Here is a 21,626-nt window from a genome sequence, read left to right on the forward strand (position 1 = left end):
ATGGGCTCGGAAAGGGTGTCATCGCCGTCCTCTGCCGCCACCACCGCCACCGCGGCCGCCACCGCCGCGAGAGGGCATCGGGCGCGAGTGATGAACGGGACGGGCGGCCGGGCGGTGAGCGCCCATGCTTTGCGCACCTCGTTTCGAGGCGACGGCCTGTTGGCGGCCGGGCTGGACATTGCCGAGTGCACTCGACTGGCGTCCGCGATTGTCCGGCCTAGCCGCCATTTGAGGCTTGCTGGGTTTCTTGACGGATTTCTGCGCGGTTTTCGCCGAGGGGCGGTTGGCCGATTGTTTAGGGCGGGCCTCCGGCCGGGAGGCATTCTGACGATTGGCGGCCGTCGGCCTGTCCGCCTGCGGTTTGGCCTTCAGCCCTTGCGCCGTGCTTTTCCGGATATCGTCTGCGCGTGCGGCCGTTCCGCGATCGCCCGGCCTCTGGCCGGTCTGCCTGTCCGCAGCCTTGTTGCGCAGCTGGTTGCGATTGTCGGCCTGAAGTCCTGACTTGATCGCCGACCGGTCCAGATTGGCAAGCTGATCCTTGCCGATGCTCAGCTTGCTGCGGTCGACATTCGCCCAGTCGACGTCATTCCACTTCATTTTTCCGTTGAAGTTGCGATTGTTCAGGCAATTGTTGCAATCGATGTCGATATCGCCGTCCCAGCGACCGCCCCATACACCCCAGTCGTCCCAGTTGACGATGGCCGCCCAGGTGAGCCCGGTGACCGCAGCGGCAAAGAACCCCGCGCCCGGATAGTAATAGTTGTCGTAATAATCCGGATAATAGGAGATCGGTTCAGCGGCATAGTTCGGCTCATAGAGCATTTCCGGCGGATATTGCGGGATATAGATCTTCTCGGGGTCGGTCGGCCGGATGATGATGTTGTCGTTTTCGGTGACAACCGTCACCTTGTCATCGGTCTTGATGATGTTCTTTGCCACCGCCTCGTCGCGCAGCTGCTGGATGGCGATCAGCACGTCCTTCTGTTGATTGGCGAGCGCATCGGCGAGCGATTGGGTCCAATCGAGATCCTCGCTCATCATCTTGACAATGTCGGGGTAGTTGAGCAGCGAAACGACGCTGCCGTCCCAATCGCTCTTGGGCTTGAGGTCGGCATTCTTCTTTTTCGCTTCGAGAAAACGCTGCGCTTCGATGATCTGCAGGGGAAAGAGCGAGGCGGCCGAAATCGCCGCGACCAGTTCGTCGGGATAGAGCGCGATCCGCGCGACCAGCACTTCAAGCTCGTCTTCGGAGAGGAGGGAAGAGGCCGGCTGCTCGGCGGCTGCCGGGGCAGGGGCGGCGGCCGGCGCGGCAGCCTGTGCTCGCGCGGGCAAGGCCGGCTGCAGCGCAATGAGCGCCAGAGCCGACAATCCACCAAGCAGTTTGCGGGTAATTGCTTTCATCGCACATGCACCTCCCTTGAATCAGTTGGCCTTGAATCAGTTGGATGACGGACACGTTCACGGAGATTTCGGGCCGGCGACGGGCGGTTTCCGGAGCATCACAACTTTTGATTGCGACATCGCCTCCCGCATCTCTTTCAAAAGGGCATCGACCAGGCCTGCATATTCCAGCCGCCGCAGTTCCTTGACCCCGTCGGGCAGCTGTTCGACATGCGCCAATGCCTGCGCCGCGGCAGCGAGATCCTCGCACATGCTTTGAAAGGCCTCGTTGGCGTCGAAAAGCCGCTGCACCAGCTTCGCCTGGTCGGGGAAATAAGCCGCTGCCGCTTCAAGGGCGGACGAATCTGTCGAACCACTTTCTCCCGACGCCATCTTCGCCCCCCCGCCGAACTGCGCTCAGCAGATGCAAAAACTATATAACAGCCGAGCCGTCTGCAGACGTAAAATACGCGATCCTACGTTATCCGGCTCCCAAACGGCTCTTCGCATGCGGCACAGAGACGTGCGATTGGATGCGCCTGCCGATCCCGCGCCTTTGCCTTTGCCGCGGGCGATCTCGTCAGGCGGATCGCCTTGCCAACGCCTCGATAGAGCTTACGCGATGCTACGGGCCTTTGGGCCGAAACGGGCCTATTATTCCATCTTCGCTTGCGATCAACGGCTCGGGTCAGGCCCAAGCCGGAAGGGAGGGGTCGTGTTTCTCGACTATTTTGCCTTGGGCGTATTGGTCTTCGTCGTAGTCACGCTTTTCTATGCGGTGATTGCCATTCACGACATTCCGCATCTGATGGCCAAGGCGCGCAACCATCCTCATCAGGATGCCATCCATGTTGCCGGTTGGGTCAGCCTCTTCACGCTTCATGCGATCTGGCCGTTCCTGTTCATCTGGGCAACGCTTTACCGCGAAGACCGCGGCTGGGGCATCCGGCAGGATGGAAAGCTGTCGGCGGAAGTCGAAGCGAATGCTGAAATTGCGCGTCTGCATGCCCGGATCGCCGAGCTCGAGGCGCAGACGCCGGAGAAGGAAACCGCCTGATGGATCTGCTCCTGATTCTGACCTATGCCGCGATCTGCTGGACGATCTTCAAGATATTCAGGATCCCGGTGAACCAGTGGACGCTGGCGACGGCCGTCCTCGGCGGGATATTTCTGATCTCCGCGTTGCTGCTGCTGATGAGCTACAATCATCCCTATTCGGGCGACGGGCGCATCTATTTCACCTCGGCGCCCGTCATTCCGGTCGTCGGAGGCCAGGTCGTCGAGGTGCCGGTGACGCCGAATGCGCCCTTGAAGAAGGGCGACATCCTTTTTCGCATCGATCCCCGTCCCTATCAGTTTTCGGTCGATCAGAAGAAGGCCGCGCTCGCCGAAGCCGAGCAGTCGGTCCTGCAGTTGAAAGCGGCCATGGACGCTGCCAATGCGGCGGTCACCGGCGCCGAAGCCTCCAGGGACAGGTCCTTGCAGGCCTTCGAAAAATTCCAGCAGTCGAACGAGAATGCAAAGTCAAGCGGCAGGGGTGCGGTCTTTTCCGAACTTGAGGTCGAAAACCGGCGCGGCATCTACCTGACGTCGGAGGCGACGGTCGACACGGCCCGCGCGCAAGCGGTGCAGGCAAAACTCGCCTATGAGTCCGAGATCAACGGAACGAACCCGACGGTTGCAAGGCTGCAGGCGGAATTGAACAATGCCGAGTACGAGCTGGATCAGACCGTCGTGCGGGCGCCGAGCGACGGCTATGTCACCCAGGTGTTCCTCCGCCCCGGAATGATGGCCAATCCTCTGCCGCTGCGGCCGGTCATGGTCTTCATCGACAGCCAGGACCGCATGCTGGCGGCAGCCTTCATCCAGAATTCGCTGCAGCGCGTCCGTGTCGGCGATGAGGCGGAGGTCTCCTTCAAGGCCGTGCCCGGCAAAATATTCAAGGCACGGGTGGGAGAGGTGATCGATGTGATGGCCCAGGGCCAACTGCAGCCGAGCGGCGCGCTGATCGACCCGCAATCGCCCGAGCGCGTCTCGCCCGGACAGACGCTGGCGCGGATCGAGCTGCTGGAAAGCACCGAGGACTATCAGCTGCCGGGCGGCGTGGTCGCGGATGTCGCGGTCTACACCCATCATTGGCACCACGTCGCCGTTCTGCGCAAGGTGCTGCTGCGCATGAGCAGCTGGATGAACTACGTGTTCCTCGAACACTAAAGCGGATGCCGCTGCCGCCTGAGCCATCACCGATGTGTTCCGAGGACGGGAGGGCAGGGCCGGCGGCAAAGGATAAGGAGCCCGCGGTGATAGGAAGTCTTCCGATGTTGCGGGGCTTGGCCGGCTTCAACAGAGACTGGCTCCGCAGTGACATTCCGGCCGGGCTGTCGATCGCCGCGGTCGGCTTGCCGAGCGCCATCGCTTATCCCGCTATCGCCGGCCTGCCGCCGGAGACGGGGATTTATGCCAGCATCGTCGCGCCGATCGCCTATGCGATCTTTGGTCCATCCCGGATTTTGGTCGTCGGGCCGGATGCCGCGACCATGACGGTGCTGGCGGCCGCCATGGGCGCCATCATCGCCGCCGAGCCTGCCACCGCAGGTGTCGACAGGGTCGCCATCGCCTCGGCCCTTGCGCTTGGCGTCGGCGTCTGCTGCATCGCGGCGAAATTGCTGAGGCTTGGCGTTCTCGCAAGCTTTCTCTCCCGCCCCATTCTGGTGGGATTCTTCGCCGGCGTGTCGCTCTCGATCCTTGTCGGACAGATCGGCCGCTTCACAGGGGTGAAGATCCAGTCGGACGGATTGATCCCGCCGCTGGTCGAAATGCTCGCCAAGAGCAGCCTGATCCACTGGCCTTCGCTCCTCCTCGGCCTCGCCATGTTCGCCTTGCTGTGGATCGTCCGCGCCTTCCGGTTCAAAGTGCCAGGCCCCGTTCTGGTGGTCGTCCTCTCGGTCGTCCTTTCGGCGATCTTCGATTTCCAAGGCCGCGGCATCGCAGTTGTCGGCGATATCCCGAGCGGACTGCCGAGCCTGTCCCTGCCTGCATTGCAACAGATGCCTCTCGACAAGATCGTGCTCGGTTCGGCCGCGATCTTCCTGGTGAGCTTCGGCGCCGGCATCGTCGCGGCAAGGAGCTTCGGGTCGCGAACCGGCGAGGAGGTCGACGCCAATCAGGAGTTGATCGGACTTGGCGCCGCCAACCTGGCGCCCGGCCTGTTCGGCTCGTTTCCGGTCAGCGTCTCGGATTCGCGAACCGCGATAAACCTGTCGACCGGCGGCGTCTCTCAACTCGCCGGACTGGTATCGGCTGCGACCCTCATTGCCGCGCTCGTCTTCCTTCACAGCGCGCTGCGGATCCTTCCCATTCCCGCGCTCGCCGCAATTCTTGCAACGGCGGCGATCAGCCTCATCGATATTCATGAATTGAAGAAGATCTGGCGCATCAGCCGCATGGAATTCATCTTTGCGCTGATCGCCATGTGGGGCGCCATCAGCTTCGGTGTTCTCAACGGCGTCATTGTCGCCGTTGCGGCCACACTCGTCTATCTCCTGCGTCAGACGATGTTTCCCCGCGACGGCCTGCTTGGCCGTATCGAAGGACGGCACGGCTTTTTCGATCTCGCACGCTTTCCGGAAGCTCGCCCTGTCGAGGGCGCAGCCGTCTTCGCTATCCAGGACAGCATTCTATTTTACAACGCCGATTATGTCCGCATGCGGCTGACCTCGGTCGCGAAGGCACTTCCTGCCGAAACCAGATGCCTCGTGCTCGATGCCAGCGCCGTCACACATATCGACAGCACCGGCGCAGCTGCGCTCGACGCGGTGGCCGAGGTCCTGGCAAAGCGCAATATCGTCTTTGCAATGGCCGACCTGAGTGAAGAGAGCCGCGGCATCCTCGACCGCGCAGGCGTCATCAAAGCGATCGGCGTCCAAAATCTTTTCAACGGTCGAGAGGAAGCGCTGAGAGCGCTGATCGGAACTGTCGGCGAGACCGACGCCGCTATGTCGGCCGGCAAATCATCTTAGCCGCAAGGGAGGGAGAAAAATGGACGAGAATTACGAACCCGCACAGACGGATGGAGGGGCAGGCCGCGTCGTAAAGGACAATAAGAAAAAAAAGAAATCATGGGATTACGACAAGGAGATCGGACGGCTGCAGGTGGAATTGGCCCATTTGCAAGCCTGGATCAAGAAAGCCGGCGCGAGGGTGGTCATCATCTTCGAGGGGCGCGACGCCGCCGGCAAAGGCGGGATGATCAAGCGTATTACAGAAAAGGTCAGCCCGCGGGTCTTTCGTGTCGTGGCGTTGCCTGCGCCGACCGACCGCGAAAAATCCCAGATCTATATGCAGCGCTATATCGCGCATCTGCCTGCGGCCGGCGAAATCGTCATATTCGACCGCAGCTGGTACAACCGCGCCGGCGTCGATCGTGTCATGGGGTTCACCAGCGAAAAGAAAGCGCTGCGCTTTCTTGAACTGGCGCCCCGCTTCGAGGCCGCGATCGTCGAAAGCGGGGTCATTCTGCTGAAATACTTCCTGACCGTCAGCGAGGAAGAGCAGGAGCGCCGCTTCAGGCGCCGGATCGATGATCCGGTGCGACAGTGGAAGCTCAGTCCCATGGACGTCGAGTCCTATCAGCGCTGGTGGGACTACACGCGGGCCTATGACGAGATGCTGCGCATGACCGACAGCAACCATGCGCCATGGTGGATCGTGCCCTCGGATGACAAGAAGCGTGCCCGGGTCAACTGCATCTCGCACATCCTGCAATCCATCCCCTACGAACGTGTGAAGTTCGACGCGCCCGATCTCGGAAAACGTCAGAAACGGCCGGCGGATTTCGTGGAGGACCGCAGCATCCGCCATGTCGTGCCGAACGCCGCGTCATAATGCGGGCGGACGGGATGCCACGATGGACAGCACGGGTGATACGGCGGCGCAGGGAGCCGGACCAGGGCAGATTTCGATAGAGGCGAGAATAAGCGATCTTGTCCGTTTGGGCATCATCGGGCTTTTCGCCTATTGGACCCTGGTCCTCATTGCTCCCTTTGCACTGATCGTCATCTGGTCCGCCATTCTGGCGGTCGCGCTTTTCCCGATATTCGAGGCGCTTTCCAGATTGATCGGCAACAGGCCCGTCATCGCAGCCGTCGTCATCGTCGTCTTTTCTCTCGTCCTGATCATTGCGCCGCTGGCCCTTGTCGCGGTCAATTTTGCCGACGCCGCTCAGGCGCTGATCGGCAAGTTGCGAGAGGGGAATTTCACGCTGCCCGCAGCGCCGGCCGCTATCCGGGAGTGGCCTGTCGTCGGCGAGCGGATCCACGGCGCATGGAATCAGATCGCAACCGATCTGGCCGCCACCATCATCAAGTTTCAGGCGCCCATTCGTGAAGTGACGGCCGTTATCGTCGCCAAACTTGCCTCGATCGGCGGCGGTATCTTGAGTTTTGTCGTTTCGATCGTGCTTTCGGGCATATTTCTCACCCGCTCGGCACGCTTGGCCGCAGCGATACAGATACTGGCAAGCCGGATCGCTGGCGAGAAGGGTGTCGGCTTCGCCCGACTGGCGGGAACCACGGTGCGAAACGTATCGCGCGGCGTCATAGGCGTGGCCTTCCTGCAGGCGCTGTTGTGCGGATTGTGTTTTGCCCTTTTTGATATTCCGGCCAGCGGACCTTTGACCTTTATCGTGTTTGTCCTGTGCCTGATGCAGCTTGGGCCGGCGCTTGTCCTCTTGCCCGTCATTCTTTGGGCGTGGTTCTCCTGGCCCACGCCGATTGCATTGGTTTTCACCGTCGTGGCGATCCCCATCATGATCATCGACAACATACTGAAACCGATCCTGATGGCGCGCGGCCTCTCCACGCCAATGCCGGTGATCCTGATCGGCGTGATCGGCGGCACCCTGTCGCAGGGTCTGTTGGGCCTGTTTCTCGGGCCGGTCGTTCTCAGCGTCTTCTATGAGTTGCTGAGAGCCTGGGCCTGGCCTTCGGTCTCGACCGCACCGGAAAATAGCCGCCCCGCGAGTTTCGATGCTCAACCCGAACGCGTCGAACAGACACGATAACCGTCTGGTCGAGGTCGGCGAGATCCCTCCGCGGACAGGTTGCTGGCGGCGCTCACCTGTTCTTGCAGTAGACGACAACCTCCTGCTCGATTTCGCGGCAGAGCTGTTCGTATTCGCTGATCAGTCCCTCTTCCCTCGGGCTCTTGTTTCGAAACCGCTCCAGCGCATCGACAGCGAGATCGTAGGACTCGAACATCTCCTGGAGTGCCTCACTGGTTATACTCGCCAGCAGATGCCGGATATCGGGAAGTCGCAACATCAGTTTTCTGCGGCCGCGCTCTTGGCTCATGGATCAGTTCCGCATTCAAGGCACACGTGCAATGGATACGAAGTCACGAAGCTGTCGGATCGTTCCCGGAGATCCCGAATAAATTTATGGATTGGAGACCGAAGGCACACGAAGTCTGCCACGTAACGGGTCTAGTCTAGCTGTTGCCATCTCGGTCCGTTGCATTCAGGGCTTTTACGGTGATGGCTGCAATGACCCCGGTCAGGACGATCCCGGCAAAACCGATAATCAAAGCCAAAATTCGCGCCGAAACATGTTTGGGCGTGAAGTCGCCGTAACCGATGGTAAGGCCTGTCACGAAGGTAAAATAAAGCGCTTCATCGATACGCCAATCCTCGATGCGCCAAATTGCAAGGCCGGATGCCACCATGATCGACACGATGCCGGAAAGGATCGGCCAGATCACACGAAGCTGCCTAGCGAGCGCGATGAAGAACAGCCGTCTCATCTGCCGGGTGTACGGTCCGCCGTCTGGTCGCTGCTGTTTGGAAACGCGGAACCTCATCGCACGGCCGGCGGCAAGACGTAGAGCGTTATGGCGAAAATCATATAGACCATCAGCACGAGGACGCCGACAAACCATGCCGATCGTCCGCTGTTGGTGACGAACATCGCAGTGACGGTGGCAAGAAACATCATCGTCACCGCACCCGGCCAGAATTGCAGATCCATCGGCGACGGACCGATGACATAACTCATCAAGACGAGAACCGGCGCGACGAACAAGGCGATCTGCGACGCGCTGCCGAGTGCGATGCCGACGCTCAGATCGAGCCGGTTCTTGCGCGCCCCGGAAAAAGCCGAGGCCATTTCGGCGGCGGCGCCGACCAATGCGACGACGATAAAACCGACAAAGGCAGGGGTCATGCCGAAAGCGACGGCCGCTTCCTGCACGGATTCGACGAAAATCTCGCTGACGAACGCCACGAGCACCGTGACGCCGGCGAGTGTACCGAGGGCGAGGCCAATTGGCCACGGCGCTTCGCCGGCCTCGGCGTGTTCCGCCGAAGAGAAAAATTCCCGGTGCGTCCCCAGCGTGAAAAACAGCCCAAGCCCGTATCCGATGATCAGCAGAACGGCCAGGCTGAGGCTGAGCGTGTGGGTGACCGGTGCGATGGACGCCGCGTCCAACTCGCCAAGCGCCGAAGGCATCAGCAGCGCGATTGTGGCGAGGAAAAGCAGGCCCGCTTGAAGACGGGCGCTCGCCCGGTTGAATTCCTGAATGTGATATTTCAGGCCGCCGAGCAGAAACGAAGCGCCCAGCATAAACAGCGTGTTGGTGACGATCGCTCCGGCGATGGATGCCTTGACCAGCGTATATTCGCCGGCCTGCAGGGCAGCCAGCGCAATGACCAGTTCGGTCAGGTTGCCAAGGGTCGCATTCAGCAGCCCGCCCGCGGCGTCACCCGTCTTGGCGGCAACGGATTCGGTCGCATGACTAAGCAAAGCGGCCAACGGCACGATAGCGAGCACCGACAGGACGAAAAGCGCCGTATGGGCTTCTGGGAAGAGCGCCGCAGCCACGAATACCACCGGCACGGCAGCGAGCAGCCAGAGTATCGGGCTGTTGCGAATTTCTTTGAAAAGGTGGCTCAACCGTCACTCCTGTAATCACCGGATGGAGCAAACCTCTGCCCGTCATCGCAATGCCGGCGGGCGATGCTCCGTCGCGCTTCTGACGGGCGCCCCATGGTCCCCGGTTCCTCGCATTCCTTATGCTGCGCGCCGCCTCACTCCGGAAGAGCCGTCTGCCGGAAGAAGGTTACGACTGCGTCGTCCGGCGGGCCGAACCATGTTGTAAAGAATGCCCGGAAATTCTCCGCCGCGTAGGCTTGGCTCAATGCGCGATCGACCGCCAGGCGAAAATCTTCGTCGCCGCGCGTCAGCTCGAGGCCGAGCGGTTCGTAGGTGAAATGGCGCTCGAGCACGATGAGATTACCGGAACTGTCGCTGCGGGCGGCGGCGTCCATCAGACGCGGCATGTCGCCAAACAGCACAGCCGAGCTGCCGTCCAGGACACGCTCGATCCCCTGTTGATAGTCGGTGACGGGCGCTGCCGTCGCCGCGAGCTGGAAGGTCTTGATCCTGCCGGACAGCCACTCTTCGCTCGTCGTGCCGGCTATCGAGGAGAAGGTCTTGTGTTCGAGGATCGTGCGGGCCGGCGCACCGCGCCAGACGGGCCGGCTCGATGGTTCGCCATATTGCAGAACTTCGCGCAATGCCAAGGGCGCGCTGGCATTGAGCAGCGCTCCGGTGCCGCTCGGGAAGATCGGCAGCGAGAACGAGACCTGCTGCCGGCGGCCGAGCGTGACCGGCTCCGCGGCGCAGACAAGGTCCGCCGTGCCGTCCTGTATGGCCCGCAGCTTGGCGTCACCCGAAAGGGGAACCCATTCCACATCGAGCTTCGACAGGTTCAGCTGCGCCCTCAGGCTGTCGGCGATCCTGTTGCAGAGCGCGACGGCATAGCCGTCGGGCTTGCCCTGGGCATCGAACGAAAACGGTCTTGCGTCCGGGTCGTAGCCGAGTTTCAGCGCGCTGTTCGTCCTGACGCGGTCCAGCGTCTGCGCCTGCGCGGGCAGCGCGACGGCGTAGACGGCCGCTGCGGCGAGGACAGAGGCGGCGATAGCCGCCCAGCGACCATTTCTCTCTGACATATCTGGTCCTCCCTGTGTTACTCGGCCGGCGCCCGGTTCACGCTGGCGAATCGCGGGGCGATGAGCCCGTAAATGATGAAACCGATCCCTGTGACGATCATGCCGCCAAGCACCGCATCCTTGCCGGAGGCATAGATGGCGAAAACGCTGTAGGCCATGCCGACCATGGCTATGATGGCGTTCAGCCGGTATTTCGCCTGAGGTACGCGGGCAGCCTTCATCATCACGAACAGCGAAGAGAGCGCGATGATATAGGGCAACACGTTCGTCACCACGGCGAGATTGACGAGAGCGGAAAACTGCTCGCTCAAGGTTGGCGATATGGTCATCAGCGCAAGCCCGGTCTGCACGATGCCGAGGATGATCATGCCGCTGACCGGCGCTCCCATTTCGTTGACCCGGGAAAATATCGACGGAAACATCTTCTCTTCCGCTGCAGTCTTCGCCGTCTGGGCGATCGTGAACTGCCAGCCCAGCAGCGAGCCGAGGCAGGCAAGCACCGCCAGCGCCATGACGATCGAACCGATGGTCGGATTGAACATCGTGGCATAGGCCAGTGCGAACGGCCCGGTGGAGGTGGCGAGATCGGCATTCGGTACGATGCCCTGAATGACCGTCGTCGACAGGATGTAGATGACGGCGGCGCCCAGCGTGCCGAACATGCAGGCGAGGGGCACGTCACGTTTCGGATTTTCGACTGCGTCGGAATTCTGTGCGGCCGACTCCATGCCGAGGAAGGCCCAGAGCGTCAGCGAGATGCTCGACCCCATGCCCTGGGCCAGCGTCAGCCCTGTCGGATTCCAGGCAGCGCCGAACGTGCTTGAGCTGAACCAGAGCCAGCCGATGATCGACAGCAGCCCGACCGGAAGGATGACGCCCCAGACCGTAACCGAACCGATGCGTCCGGTAATGCGCGGACCGCCGAAATTGGCGGCCGTGGTCAGCCACAGGAGGATGATCAGCGCCACGCAGGTCATGATCGGCGTGGACGTCAGCACCGGAAAAAATCCGGCAAGATAGCCGACGGCGGAGATGCCGATCGCGACATTGCCGACGGCAAGCGAAAGGAAATACAGGAAGAACACGATGAAGTAGCCGTCTTTGCCGTAGGCATCCTCCGCATAGGCGGACATGCCGCCTGGACGCTGGTTGAACAGCCCGGCCTGGGCGAAGCCATAGGCGATCGCCATGGAACCGATGGCCGTCACGAGCCAGGAAAGCAGCGAGATCGCACCGACCTGGGCCATGTTGGCGGGCAGCATGATGATGCCCGATCCCATCATGTTGACGGCAACGATGAAGGTGAGCTGCACCAGGTTCATTTTTTTCTTGGTCGTGGCCTCGGCCGCGAGATGCATTGTGTTGTCGGTCATGACGAAACCCTCCCTGCGTCTACTCGCGCACGACATATGTGTGGAATTGGATCCGCCCCTCGATCCTTTCCTGGAACACGCCCTGGACTTCGTAATTGAACCCCGGAAACCGGTTGAACGACTCTTCGAAGGCCAGGAAATAATCCCGCATCGGGCGTGCCCTCTCGTCCCAGCGCTCGCCGGGAACGATCACGCCGATCCCCGGCGGATAGATCAGCGCCAGCGTTGCCGAAATACGGCCGGCAGCCTGGGTCAGCGGCACGTAGTCGACATTGTTGGCGACCAGCGCTTCGTAGGCCTGCTTGGGAGCGATGGCCGGTTCCGGGAAGCTCTCGGAGCGGAAGCAGAGGCGCTGCAACTCCTTCACGCCAGCATCGCGATAGAAGGAGTGCATCTCATGGCAGACCTGACGGACTGTATAACCGGCATAGCGCTCGCGATTGGCCGCATAGACGGTCGGCAGCACTTCCTGCAGCGGCGCGTCTCGGTCCCAGAGATTTTTGAATTTGACCAGCTTGGCGACGAGCGTGTTCAGCTTGCTCTCATCCTCGGCCGGGGTCAGCAGGAACAGGAGACTGTTCAAGTCGCATTTTTCCGCCACCACCCGCTGCTCGCGCAGATAGTTGGCGACGACAGTCGCCGGGATGCCGAAGTCGCGATAGCCGCCGGTCTTGCGGTCGATGCCGGGTGTCAGTATTGCAAGCTTGTTGGGGTCGACCATGGTGTAACCTGGTGCATACCCGGCATAGCCGTGCCACTTTGCCTGCGGATCGAACTGCCAGCATTGCTGCTCGCGTTTGAGCACATCCGTCGGGATATCCTCCCACCGCACGCCTTCGAGGTCGTTGGTATTTTTGGAGCCCGAAACGGTGACCTTGTCCGGCACGAACGGATCGAAGAACCACTGTTCTTCGGAGCTTGCGGCATTGGACTCGTAGTGCTGAACGAAACCGCGCAACTTCTTGCGCACCTCGATCCCGAGTTCGATGCAGCGGTCCCAGAGCATCTCGCCGGCCTTGCCCTCATGCACTTTGGCATTGACATCGAGCGAGGCGAACAGCGGATAGAAGGGAGAGGTCGAGACATGCATCAGCAGCGATTCATTGAAGCGCTTGTGTTCGACGAACCGGCGCTGGCCGCTGATATGGTCGTCCCGCTTGTGGATCTGCGACGCCTGGGAAAAGCCGGCGCCCTGCTTGTGCACCGACTGGGTTGAAAACAGGCCCGGCATGTCGGCCCGCAGGTCCTTGAGACGCATCGGGCTGTGGCCTTCGAAGAGCGGGTGGAAGGCATTGTAGCCGATCCAGGCCTCGTCCCAGAGGACGTAGTCGCAGAGATGGCCGATCTTTTCCATGACCTGGCCGACATTATAAATCGTGCCGTCATAGGTCGCGAGTTGGATGCAGGCGAGACGGAAGGGCCGATCTGCCTTTGCACGGCTCTTGTCGGCGACGAGCGGATGTTCCTCGATCTTTCGCCGCAGCCAGCTTTCATCCCACGCCGCCCAGTCCACCGCGCCGATCATGCCGAAAGAATTGCGGGCGGTCGGCAGATAGATCGGGATGGCGCCGGCCTGAACGAGAGCGCCCTGATGCAGGGATTTATGGTTGTTGCGGTCGAAGAGCACGAGATCGCCGCTGTGCAGCACCGCATTGGCAACCACCTTGTTGGAGGTGCTTGTTCCGTTGAGGATGAAATAGGTGCGGTCCGCACCGAAGATGCGCGCCGCCTGTTTCTGGGCTTCGACGGCTGGACCTTCGTGGATCAGCAAGTCTCCGAGATCGACATCCGCGTTGCAGAGGTCGTTGCGGAAAATGCTCTCGCCGAAATATTTGAAGAACAGCTGGCCGGCCGGCGACTTCCGATAGAACTGGCCGCCCTGATGCCCGGGGCAATCGAAGGCGATATTCGCCTCGCCGTCATAGGCCATCATGCCGCCGAAGAATGGCGGCAGCAGTGACTTGCCGTAATTGACCGCGCTGGAGACGATCTGCTTGGCATAGAAGGTCGGCGTCTGCTGGCCGAGGTAAACGAAGCCGTCGACCTCGCCGGCCATTTCGACGACGTCCATATGCTTGATGGTCAGCGTATCGGCCATTGCCCAAATCGGTGTACGAAAGCCGATATCCCTGACCGAGCGAAGGAAGCTGCGCGCCGCCGACAGCTGGCCGCCCTCGACCGAGCCGATATAGGCGCCGACATCGGCATCCTCTGAGACATCGGCGGAATAGTCGCCACGCAGTTCAACCTCGAAACCCTGGTCGATGATCTGTGACACCAGTGCCTGAGCCTGAGAGTTGTCGCGGTCGATGATCGCCACGATCTTCAGCATCTTGTGGAAGGGTATGGCGACCGTCGGAGACTTCACATCACGCGGGATCATTCCTGCTCCTCCCCTGCAATGCAATCGACGAGGTAGCGGCGTCCGCCATGACAGGAGGCGAAGCGAAGGCCGTGTATATCCGTTTCGAAACCGGGAAATTTGCTGTCGAAGTCACGCGCATAGAGCAGGTAGTCCTGGATGGACTTCGTTGATTGCGTGATCCGCTCGCCCGGCATGATCAGCGGGATGCCCGGCGGATAGGGAACGATCATCACGGCGAGGATGCGGTTCATCAGATCGTCGATCTCGACGCTCTCGATCTTGCCCTTGACCAGCCGGTCATAGGCATCGGCGGGACGCAGTGCCATCTCAGGCAGCACCGTGTACATCTCGCGCTGCGCCTTCGGCACGTCGTCCTTGCGGTAAATCGCATGGATTTTTTCGCAGAGATCTCTCAATCCCACGCCCGCATAGGCTTCCGGATGAGCTGCGGCCAGTGCCGGCAGCGCCCGTGTCAGCGGCGCATTGGCGTCATAGAGGTCCTTGAAATTGATGAGCTCGGTGACGAGCGTGCTCCACTTGCCGCGGGTAATGCCCATAGAGAAGAGAACAAGGAAGGAATAGAGGCCGGTCTTCTCGATTTCGATGCGCCGGGAGGAGAGGAACTTGGTGATGACGGCGGCCGGTATCCCGTGCTCATCCATCGCTCCGCTGGCCGACAGGCCCGGCGAAAGGATCGTGACCTTGATCGGATCGACCATGACATGATTTTCGGCAAGGCCGGTAAAACCATGCCAGTCATCGCCCGGCTTCAGCACCCAGTCGGCATGGGTGTCGCTCGGCGTCTGCTCGGCAACCGTCGGCTCCCAGACGTCGAACCACCAGCTGCCCTCGGTCTGTCTTTTCACGCGGTTCATCGCCCGGCGGAAGCTGATCGCCTCATCGATCGTCTCCTGCACCAGCGACCGACCGGCCGGTTGCTCCATCATGGCAGCCGCGACATCGCAGGAGGCGATGATGCCGTATTGCGGCGAGGTCGAGGTGTGCATCATGAAGGCTTCGTTGAAGCGTGTGATGTCGAGCCGCTTAGTCTCGGCATGCTGGATGTGGATCATCGATGCCTGCGAAAGGGCGGCAAGCAGCTTGTGCGTCGAGTGCGTGGCAAAGGTAACGGCGTTTTGCGATCGTGCGGGCTGGTTCGACGAGATGCCGTGGAAGCCGTCGTAAAATTCGTGGAAGTTGGCGTAGGCATACCAGGCTTCATCGAAATGCAGCACCTCGACCGCGTCGCCGAGCGAGGCCTTGATCGCATCGACATTGTAGCAAAGCCCGTCATAGGTCGAATTGGTGATGACCATCAGCCGGATCTTGCCGCTGGTCTGCCCCGCAAAGGGGCTCGCGGCAATCTTGCGGGCGATCGATTCAGGCGTGAACTGATCCTTCGAGATCGGACCGATAATACCGAGCCCATTGCGCGAAGGGATGAGATAGATCGGGGTGGCGCCCGTCATGATCAGCGAGTGCAGGATCGACTTATGGCAGTTGCGGTCGCAGAGCACGAGATCACCGCGTCCGACCATGCCGTGCCAGACGATCTTGTTGGCCGTCGACGTGCCGCCGACGACGAACAGCGTCTCGTCGGTGCCGAAGATGCGGGCCGCATTGCGCTCGCCCTCGGCGATCGGCCCGACATGATCCAGCAGCGAACCGATGCTGCCGACCGATACGGAGATGTCGGAGCGGAGCGTGTTTTCGCCGAAGAACGTATAGAAGAGTTGGCCGACCGGGCTCTTGCGGAAGGCGACACCGCCGCCGTGGCCGGGCGTGTGCCAGGAATAGGCGCCCTCAAGCGTGTAGTCCATCAGCGCCTTGAACATCGGCGGCGGCAGCCGGTCGAGATAGTTGCGGGCGGCCTGCGCAATGGCACGCGCCATGAATTCCGCCGTATCCTCGAACAGCCGGAAGAAGGCGTTGGCGTGGCGCAGCACCGATGCCGGCACGTCTTCGGCGGTCGTATCGTCGCCGAAGAGAAAAATCGGCAGGCGGTCGTTCCTCTGCCGCTTTGCGGCCAGGACCTCTCCCAGCAGCTGCCAGCGCGTGGTCTTGTCCTCGGCTCCATCGACGGACACCAGCCAGCAGGATTCGGTGTTGAAGATATGCACGAGGCGCCGCGCATCCTCGTAGGAAACGCCGGAGACGATCCGGAAACCTTCCTTCTCGATTGCGGCCGCCAGATCGCGCATGCCGCGGCCGGCAGCGCTCTTGCCATCAAAATCCTCGTCGATAACCGCAATCGGAAATGCCATCTGGAATTCCATGCGTTCCTCCGGAAATCGAGGGTCACAGGCCGTGGACGCTCTGCAGCGACGCGCATCTCAACTGAAGGGATCGTACAGGACGGGTGGTGCTCCGTCGTTGATTGCAATCAATGTCGGGCAAAGCATTTCGATGTCAGCGGGAATGCCGACGCCGGCTTATTCCGCCCATTCCGCATCGGCCGTGAAGGCGATTGTCAGCCAGCGATTGGCGCTCTCATCTCCGATCGCATCGCCTATCTCGTCTCTGAGCGCGTCCCATTCCTCCACGGTCTTTGCCGGAAGTCCTTCCGGCACGATGAAGTAGAGTTCGATCTGCATGGCCCGGCCGACCCGGGCGACATAGGCGCGATGCGAGAGGAAGCCGAGGCGGCGAACCGTTTCCGAAGCGATGCGATCGACATGCTCCTGGAGATCGACAGGCGCGATCAGCAAGATTTCGGTCAACGCCTTCCACACGGTGCCGATCGGAAGTGGGATCATGACCAGGCAGACCAGCGCCAGAACCGCGGGGTCCATATAGCCGGCGACCCAAGCGGCCGGCGTCGCCTGCACGGCCATGCCGATCAGAAATGCAATCAGCAGGGCAAGCGCGATGCCGCCGGACATGATCCAGGCCTTGATGTCGAGCGAAATGAAATCGGATTTGATGTGGGCGTTCAGTCGGATGCCGAGAAAGGCCATGACGGCGCAGACAAGCAGGATCGCTGCGGAATAAGCCACCGCCATGCCGAATCGCAATTCATGGCCGCCGCTGAGGATGCTGATGATCGCGCTGATCAGCGCATAGACGGCAACAGTCATCAGCAGGCAGCCATTGAGCATCAGCACGATCGGCTCCAGATGCCAGAAGCCCATGGTAAAACGGTTTCGAATCCTGCCGGATCGGGCGTCGCGCTGCGTCGATTGTATGATCAGGCTGGAAACCCAGAGCGCCAAGCCGGTCATGGCCGCGTCGGCCAGCGAATATACGCCGTCGAAAGCGATAGAGAACGATCCGGAAAGAATGCCGAAAACCACGCCGAGCGTAGCGACCACCACCGTCGCCGCGATCGAGATCCTGAGAAATCCCTGCTCGCCCAACCTCATTGCCCCGCCTCCGACACCCTTCATTGCAATTGTTTTATTCTGATCGTGAAGGTGAGACGAGATGTGAATGGGTAGGCCTGCGTTTCATCTTTTGCCGGCCGCGGTCGTCCATCCTGTCGGGCGACTATCGCTATCGGGAGGGCAGGTCTCGCGGCCTGCCTCAACTGAAATCTATGCGGCGCTGTGACCGGTCATTTCGTATAGAAGGTCATGTTGCCGTTGCGTGCCCGCGAGACCCATTCGATGTCGTTCGCGGTGAGCTTTTTGGTTTTGAGTTGGGCGGTAAGCCATTTGTTTGCGCGGATCGCATCCCTGATGGCTTTGACGTGCTCCTCGCTTCCCTGTGTCGGGTGTGCGCCGGTCTCAGAAAAATCTGCTGTCCTATAGCTGACGATCGTGAATCGTCTGTCGTGATAGGTTCGTACCGCGTCAGGCAGATTCTCGCTCCAATTCATTCTGCGATATTCGCGTCTCGTCTGCTGCGCGTCGACCGGGACAATTCCGGCGACGGCAGTGATTGCGGCAAGTCCAATGATCATGGCCATCTTCATCGCACTAACTCCTGAGAACAGAATGATGTTCGGTTGTGGAGGATAGCTTACGCAGCGGCGCCAGGCATTGAGTACAATCAATGCCGTTCAAACAAGAGGGACACTGCCGCCCGCTCGCGCGCGCTGCCGCTAATGCCGAAAAGACTGTCGCCACTACGCATTGAACCGGATTGCGGCATCCATTCTTTGGGAGGAAAATCGCGTCCGGGAATGGAAGTTCGAGCCGAAATCGGCATCGAGAAGGGCGTCTCCGGGGAGGGCACCATGACAACGTCGCCAAATGGCAAGAGTCTGGGACTTGCCGCTTGCACCGCCATCGTCGTCGGAAACATGGTGGGCTCGGGCTTTTATCTTTCGCCGGCCGCGGTCGCACCCTACGGCAATCTGGCGATCATCGTCTGGATCGTCATGGGCGCCGGCGCGATCTGTCTCGGCCTGACCTTCGCGCGCCTGGCGCGCCTCGTGCCCGCGGTCGGCGGCCCCTACGCCTATACAAGGCTCGCTTATGGCGATTTTGCCGGCTTCCTGATCGCCTGGGGCTACTGGATTTCCATCTGGACATCGCTGCCCGTCATCGCAATCGCCTTTGCCGGCGTGATGGTCGATCTCTTCCCCGCCCTCGGCAATCGTTTCGCCGCGACCGTGCTGACGCTCGGCGTGATCTGGGCGATCGTCCTCGTCAATCTTCGTGGCGTGCACGCGGCGGGCGTCTTCGCTCAGGTCACCACCTATGCCAAGCTGCTCCCCTTCGGCGCCGTCGCCATTATCGGTCTTCTCTTCATCGACACGTCGCATTTCTCCGAATTCAACCCGAGCGGACAATCGCTGCTGCAGTCGGTCGCAACCCTGGCGCCGTTGACGATGTTCGCCTATCTGGGGCTGGAATCGGCGACCGTACCCGCAGGCGATGTCGAAAACGCCGAGCGCACCATCCCCCGCTCGACCGTGCTTGGGATCTCGATCGCCGCCGCCCTCTACGTTCTGGGCACCATTGTCGTGATGGGCCTTCTGCCGCGCGACCAGCTGGTTCACTCGGTTGCGCCATTCTCCCAGGCCGCGGCGATCATGTGGGGCCGTCCCGGCGAGCTGGCGATCTCGATTGCCGTGCTGCTCTCCTCGATCGGTGCTCTCAACGGCTGGACCTTGCTGATGGGGCAGGTTCCGATGGCGGCGGCCCGCGACGGCCTGTTTCCGCCGCTTTTTGCCCGACTCTCCCCGCGCGGCGTGCCGGCATGGGGCATGATCATCTCAGCCTCGTTTGCAACGCTTTTGGTGCTCGTCCAGGCGATCGGCTCCGAGGGTTTCGCCGCCGTCTACCGGCTGATGGTCGGGCTGAGCACCATGGCTGCCGTCATTCCCTATGCCTTCTGCTCGCTTGCCGGAAGCCTCGTTGCGGGAGTGACCCATGGGCGAATGCCACGGGTGAGCGCCATCGAACTCATCGCCTTCATCTTCGCAATCTTCACCCTTTACGGCTCCGGCGCCGAACCGGTGCTCTACGGCCTCGTGCTATTGATGCTCGGAATACCCGTCTATGTCTGGCAGAGGCGAAATGGTGCTGAAGTGACCGCCAAGGAAACGGCATCGGCTGCACCAAGGCAGCCGGCCGTCTCCGGATAAGGTCATGAAAGCTTAGTGCCAGCTCAGCGCGGCAAAACCGCCATTGATGATCGTCCCGCGTTCTCCCCGCACCAATCCGGCAATATCGGCTAGAGATCCGATGGCCGCGGTCCTGTTGCCGCTGCGCGCAAAATGGCAGGCGGCATCGACCTTCGGACCCATCGAGCCCGCCGGGAAGGAAAACTGCGTGAGGTCGTCGGGGCGTGCCCGATGTATAGCCTTCTGGGACGGCTTGCCCCAATCGAGGCACACGGCTTCGGCATCCGTCGCCATGATCAGCAGATCGGCATTCAGCTCGCGCGCCAAAAGCTCGGAGCACAGGTCCTTGTCGATCACCGCTTCGACACCGACCAGCTTTCGGTTGGCGCCCTTCTCGTACATCGTCGGAATGCCGCCGCCGCCGGCACAGATGACGATCGTGCGCTGTTCCAGGAGCCAGCGGACCGGGCGGATTTCGAAGATCCGCTTCGGCACCGGGGAGGCAACGACGCGCCGCCATTTTTCGCCGTCCTGTTTGAACACCCAGCCCTTTTCGGTGCGGATCCGGTCCGCTTCGGCCTGGTCGTAGACCGGGCCGACGAATTTAGTGGGATTTTGGAAGCCGGGATCGTCCGCGTCGACTTCCACCATCGTGAGCAAGGTCGCCAGGGGCTGCTCGAACGGCAGGAGATTGCCGAGCTCCTGCTCCAGCATATAACCGATCATGCCTTCGGTTTCGGCGCCGAGCACATCGAGCGGATAGGCTTCCTCAGGCTTGTAGGCTGCGCCCTGAAGGGCAAGCAGGCCGACCTGCGGCCCGTTGCCATGGGTTATGACGATTTCATGCTCGGCCGCCAAAGGCGCGATCGCCTGCGCGGCGATGCGCGCATTGCGTCTCTGAGTATCGGCGGTCATCGCTTCCCCGCGCCGGAGAAGCGCATTGCCGCCAAGCGCTATGACCACACGCATGCTAATCTCCCAAGGTGGCGACAAGCAGCGCCTTGATCGTATGCAGACGGTTCTCCGCCTGCTCGAAGGCGACGTTGGCCTCGGACTCGAAGACGTCGTTGGTGACTTCAAGCCCATTGTCCATGCCGTAATCTTCAGCGATCTGCTTGCCGAGCGTGGTTTCGGTGTCGTGAAAAGCCGGCAGGCAATGCATGAACTTGGTCTGCGGATTGCCGGTCGCTTTCATCAGGTCCTGGTTGACCTGATAGGGGGTGAGCAGCTTGATACGTTCGCGCCAGACCTCCTTCGGCTCGCCCATCGAGACCCAGACATCGGTGTGAATGAAATCGACGTCCTTGACCGCTTCCCTGGGATCCTCGGTGACCAGCAGGCGCGCGCCCGAGGCCTGCTGCAAATCCTTGGCGATCTTCATGTATTCTTCTGAGGGCCACAGCGATCTCGGCCCGCAGATGCGCACATCCATGCCGAGCAGGCAGCCGACGATCAGCAGCGAATGTCCCATATTCGAGCGGGTGTCGCCGACATAGGCATATTTGATCTCAGCAATCGGCTTGTCGCTATGTTCGCGCATGGTCATGACGTCGGCGATCATCTGCGTCGGATGATATTCGTCCGTCAGTCCGTTATAGACGGGCACCCCGGCGTATTTTGCCAGCGTCTCCACGCCTTTCTGCGCAGAGCCGCGATATTCGATCGCATCATACATGCGCCCCAGCACCCGCGCCGTGTCCTTGAAGGATTCCTTGTGGCCGATCTGCGAGCCGGAGGGATCGAGATAGGTCACGTTGGCGCCTTGGTCCGAGCAGGCGACCTCGAAGGCGCATCTCGTTCGCGTCGAGGTCTTCTCGAAGATCAGGCAAATTTCCTTGCCTTTCAGATGCTCCTGTTCGGTGCGGGCGTATTTGGCCCGCTTCAGATCGCGAGCGAGGTCGAGGAGGTAACGGAATTCCCGCGGCGTATAGTCCTGCACGGTCAGAAGCGATCGATTGCGCAGATTGAAGCTCATGGTCTTGCTCCGTCGGT

At 61.1% G+C, this 21,626-nt stretch carries 19 protein-coding genes; 6 read left to right on the plus strand and 13 right to left on the minus strand.

Going from position 1 to position 21,626, the window contains the following annotated elements; translation table 11 throughout:
• Positions 1-18 precede the first annotated feature (18 nt).
• Together EFD56_RS03430 and EFD56_RS03435 are read right to left on the minus strand one after the other, a co-directional pair.
• On the minus strand, positions 19-1,401 hold the full coding sequence (locus EFD56_RS03430; RefSeq protein ID WP_126904661.1) for a DUF3300 domain-containing protein: 1,383 nt from the start codon (positions 1,399-1,401) through the stop codon (positions 19-21).
• Between the two features lie 57 nt (positions 1,402-1,458).
• Positions 1,459-1,773: a hypothetical protein gene (locus EFD56_RS03435; protein ID WP_010014487.1), complete on the minus strand. Its 315-nt coding sequence runs from the start codon at positions 1,771-1,773 to the stop codon at positions 1,459-1,461.
• 322 nt (positions 1,774-2,095) lie between these two features.
• On the opposite strand from EFD56_RS03435, the gene EFD56_RS03440 reads away from it, so the two are divergent.
• From EFD56_RS03440 to EFD56_RS03460, 5 genes are all read left to right on the plus strand, one after another.
• On the plus strand, positions 2,096-2,437 hold the full coding sequence (locus tag EFD56_RS03440; RefSeq protein WP_016735191.1) for a DUF3302 domain-containing protein: 342 nt from the start codon (positions 2,096-2,098) through the stop codon (positions 2,435-2,437).
• Positions 2,437-3,594, plus strand: coding sequence for an HlyD family secretion protein (locus tag EFD56_RS03445; RefSeq protein ID WP_037116959.1), 1,158 nt, complete (start codon positions 2,437-2,439; stop codon positions 3,592-3,594). Before EFD56_RS03440 ends, EFD56_RS03445 begins: the two co-directional genes overlap by 1 nt.
• A 104-nt stretch (positions 3,595-3,698) precedes the next feature.
• The gene (locus EFD56_RS03450; RefSeq protein ID WP_245440566.1) at positions 3,699-5,399 is read left to right on the plus strand and encodes a SulP family inorganic anion transporter; all 1,701 of its coding nucleotides are present in this window, start codon (positions 3,699-3,701) and stop codon (positions 5,397-5,399) included.
• A 19-nt stretch (positions 5,400-5,418) separates the two neighbouring features.
• Entirely contained in the window at positions 5,419-6,264 is an 846-nt protein-coding gene (gene ppk2 / locus EFD56_RS03455) for a polyphosphate kinase 2 (RefSeq protein ID WP_004677082.1), read from the plus strand.
• 22 nt (positions 6,265-6,286) lie between these two features.
• Positions 6,287-7,441 carry an AI-2E family transporter gene (locus EFD56_RS03460; RefSeq protein ID WP_126904663.1) on the plus strand — a complete coding sequence of 385 codons (1,155 nt, stop codon included), beginning with the start codon at positions 6,287-6,289 and terminating at the stop codon, positions 7,439-7,441.
• Between the two features lie 52 nt (positions 7,442-7,493).
• Here the strand turns inward: EFD56_RS03460 and EFD56_RS03465 are convergent, their stop codons facing one another.
• The 9 genes from EFD56_RS03465 to EFD56_RS03505 all read right to left on the minus strand — a co-directional run bounded on the left by EFD56_RS03465 (position 7,494) and on the right by EFD56_RS03505 (position 18,035).
• The gene (locus EFD56_RS03465; RefSeq protein ID WP_126904664.1) at positions 7,494-7,730 is read right to left on the minus strand and encodes a hypothetical protein; all 237 of its coding nucleotides are present in this window, start codon (positions 7,728-7,730) and stop codon (positions 7,494-7,496) included.
• Positions 7,731-7,866: 136 nt separating this feature from the next.
• Positions 7,867-8,178: a potassium channel family protein gene (locus EFD56_RS03470; protein WP_010021693.1), complete on the minus strand. Its 312-nt coding sequence runs from the start codon at positions 8,176-8,178 to the stop codon at positions 7,867-7,869.
• A 53-nt stretch (positions 8,179-8,231) separates the two neighbouring features.
• Positions 8,232-9,326 carry a calcium/proton exchanger gene (gene cax, locus EFD56_RS03475; RefSeq protein ID WP_126904665.1) on the minus strand — a complete coding sequence of 365 codons (1,095 nt, stop codon included), beginning with the start codon at positions 9,324-9,326 and terminating at the stop codon, positions 8,232-8,234.
• A 134-nt stretch (positions 9,327-9,460) separates the two neighbouring features.
• Positions 9,461-10,384 (minus strand): amino acid ABC transporter substrate-binding protein, encoded by a 924-nt coding sequence (locus EFD56_RS03480; protein WP_126904666.1) that lies wholly within the window; start codon positions 10,382-10,384, stop codon positions 9,461-9,463.
• Positions 10,385-10,401: 17 nt separating this feature from the next.
• Positions 10,402-11,757 carry a putrescine-ornithine antiporter gene (gene potE / locus EFD56_RS03485; RefSeq protein WP_126904667.1) on the minus strand — a complete coding sequence of 452 codons (1,356 nt, stop codon included), beginning with the start codon at positions 11,755-11,757 and terminating at the stop codon, positions 10,402-10,404.
• A gap of 19 nt (positions 11,758-11,776) precedes the next feature.
• Positions 11,777-14,140 carry an ornithine decarboxylase gene (speC, locus tag EFD56_RS03490; protein ID WP_126904668.1) on the minus strand — a complete coding sequence of 788 codons (2,364 nt, stop codon included), beginning with the start codon at positions 14,138-14,140 and terminating at the stop codon, positions 11,777-11,779.
• The gene (locus tag EFD56_RS03495; protein WP_126904669.1) at positions 14,137-16,398 is read right to left on the minus strand and encodes an Orn/Lys/Arg family decarboxylase; all 2,262 of its coding nucleotides are present in this window, start codon (positions 16,396-16,398) and stop codon (positions 14,137-14,139) included. Before EFD56_RS03495 ends, speC begins: the two co-directional genes overlap by 4 nt.
• A gap of 156 nt (positions 16,399-16,554) precedes the next feature.
• On the minus strand, positions 16,555-17,484 hold the full coding sequence (locus EFD56_RS03500) for a cation diffusion facilitator family transporter (RefSeq protein ID WP_126904670.1): 930 nt from the start codon (positions 17,482-17,484) through the stop codon (positions 16,555-16,557).
• A gap of 191 nt (positions 17,485-17,675) precedes the next feature.
• Positions 17,676-18,035, minus strand: coding sequence for a hypothetical protein (locus EFD56_RS03505; protein WP_016735179.1), 360 nt, complete (start codon positions 18,033-18,035; stop codon positions 17,676-17,678).
• Positions 18,036-18,299: 264 nt separating this feature from the next.
• Here EFD56_RS03505 and EFD56_RS03510 point away from each other — a divergent pair, with 264 nt between their 5' ends.
• The gene (locus EFD56_RS03510; protein ID WP_016735178.1) at positions 18,300-19,655 is read left to right on the plus strand and encodes an amino acid permease; all 1,356 of its coding nucleotides are present in this window, start codon (positions 18,300-18,302) and stop codon (positions 19,653-19,655) included.
• Between the two features lie 12 nt (positions 19,656-19,667).
• On the opposite strand, the gene arcC is transcribed toward EFD56_RS03510, so the two are convergent.
• A complete protein-coding gene (gene arcC, locus EFD56_RS03515) occupies positions 19,668-20,603 on the minus strand; it encodes a carbamate kinase (protein WP_126904671.1) in 936 nt (311 codons plus the stop codon).
• 1 nt (position 20,604) lies between these two features.
• Positions 20,605-21,609 (minus strand): ornithine carbamoyltransferase, encoded by a 1,005-nt coding sequence (locus EFD56_RS03520; RefSeq protein WP_016735176.1) that lies wholly within the window; start codon positions 21,607-21,609, stop codon positions 20,605-20,607.
• Positions 21,610-21,626: the final 17 nt, after the last annotated feature.

The organism is Rhizobium phaseoli (assembly GCF_003985125.1).
Lineage (GTDB): Bacteria > Pseudomonadota > Alphaproteobacteria > Rhizobiales > Rhizobiaceae > Rhizobium > Rhizobium phaseoli.

Excerpts from the sequence above, each read along its gene's own strand:
- EFD56_RS03445 (WP_037116959.1), top strand. The coding sequence starts at position 2,437 with ATGGATCTGCTCCTGATTCTGACCTATGCCGCGATCTGCTGGACGATC.
- EFD56_RS03465 (WP_126904664.1), bottom strand. The coding sequence starts at position 7,730 with ATGAGCCAAGAGCGCGGCCGCAGAAAACTGATGTTGCGACTTCCCGAT.
- ppk2 (WP_004677082.1), top strand. The coding sequence starts at position 5,419 with ATGGACGAGAATTACGAACCCGCACAGACGGATGGAGGGGCAGGCCGC.
- EFD56_RS03470 (WP_010021693.1), bottom strand. The coding sequence starts at position 8,178 with ATGAGACGGCTGTTCTTCATCGCGCTCGCTAGGCAGCTTCGTGTGATC.
- EFD56_RS03460 (WP_126904663.1), top strand. The coding sequence starts at position 6,287 with ATGGACAGCACGGGTGATACGGCGGCGCAGGGAGCCGGACCAGGGCAG.
- EFD56_RS03430 (WP_126904661.1), bottom strand. The coding sequence starts at position 1,401 with ATGAAAGCAATTACCCGCAAACTGCTTGGTGGATTGTCGGCTCTGGCG.
- EFD56_RS03435 (WP_010014487.1), bottom strand. The coding sequence starts at position 1,773 with ATGGCGTCGGGAGAAAGTGGTTCGACAGATTCGTCCGCCCTTGAAGCG.
- EFD56_RS03480 (WP_126904666.1), bottom strand. The coding sequence starts at position 10,384 with ATGTCAGAGAGAAATGGTCGCTGGGCGGCTATCGCCGCCTCTGTCCTC.
- EFD56_RS03505 (WP_016735179.1), bottom strand. The coding sequence starts at position 18,035 with ATGAAGATGGCCATGATCATTGGACTTGCCGCAATCACTGCCGTCGCC.
- EFD56_RS03495 (WP_126904669.1), bottom strand. The coding sequence starts at position 16,398 with ATGGAATTCCAGATGGCATTTCCGATTGCGGTTATCGACGAGGATTTT.
- EFD56_RS03510 (WP_016735178.1), top strand. The coding sequence starts at position 18,300 with ATGACAACGTCGCCAAATGGCAAGAGTCTGGGACTTGCCGCTTGCACC.
- EFD56_RS03520 (WP_016735176.1), bottom strand. The coding sequence starts at position 21,609 with ATGAGCTTCAATCTGCGCAATCGATCGCTTCTGACCGTGCAGGACTAT.
- arcC (WP_126904671.1), bottom strand. The coding sequence starts at position 20,603 with ATGCGTGTGGTCATAGCGCTTGGCGGCAATGCGCTTCTCCGGCGCGGG.
- EFD56_RS03450 (WP_245440566.1), top strand. The coding sequence starts at position 3,699 with ATGTTGCGGGGCTTGGCCGGCTTCAACAGAGACTGGCTCCGCAGTGAC.
- speC (WP_126904668.1), bottom strand. The coding sequence starts at position 14,140 with ATGATCCCGCGTGATGTGAAGTCTCCGACGGTCGCCATACCCTTCCAC.
- potE (WP_126904667.1), bottom strand. The coding sequence starts at position 11,757 with ATGACCGACAACACAATGCATCTCGCGGCCGAGGCCACGACCAAGAAA.
- EFD56_RS03500 (WP_126904670.1), bottom strand. The coding sequence starts at position 17,484 with ATGAGGTTGGGCGAGCAGGGATTTCTCAGGATCTCGATCGCGGCGACG.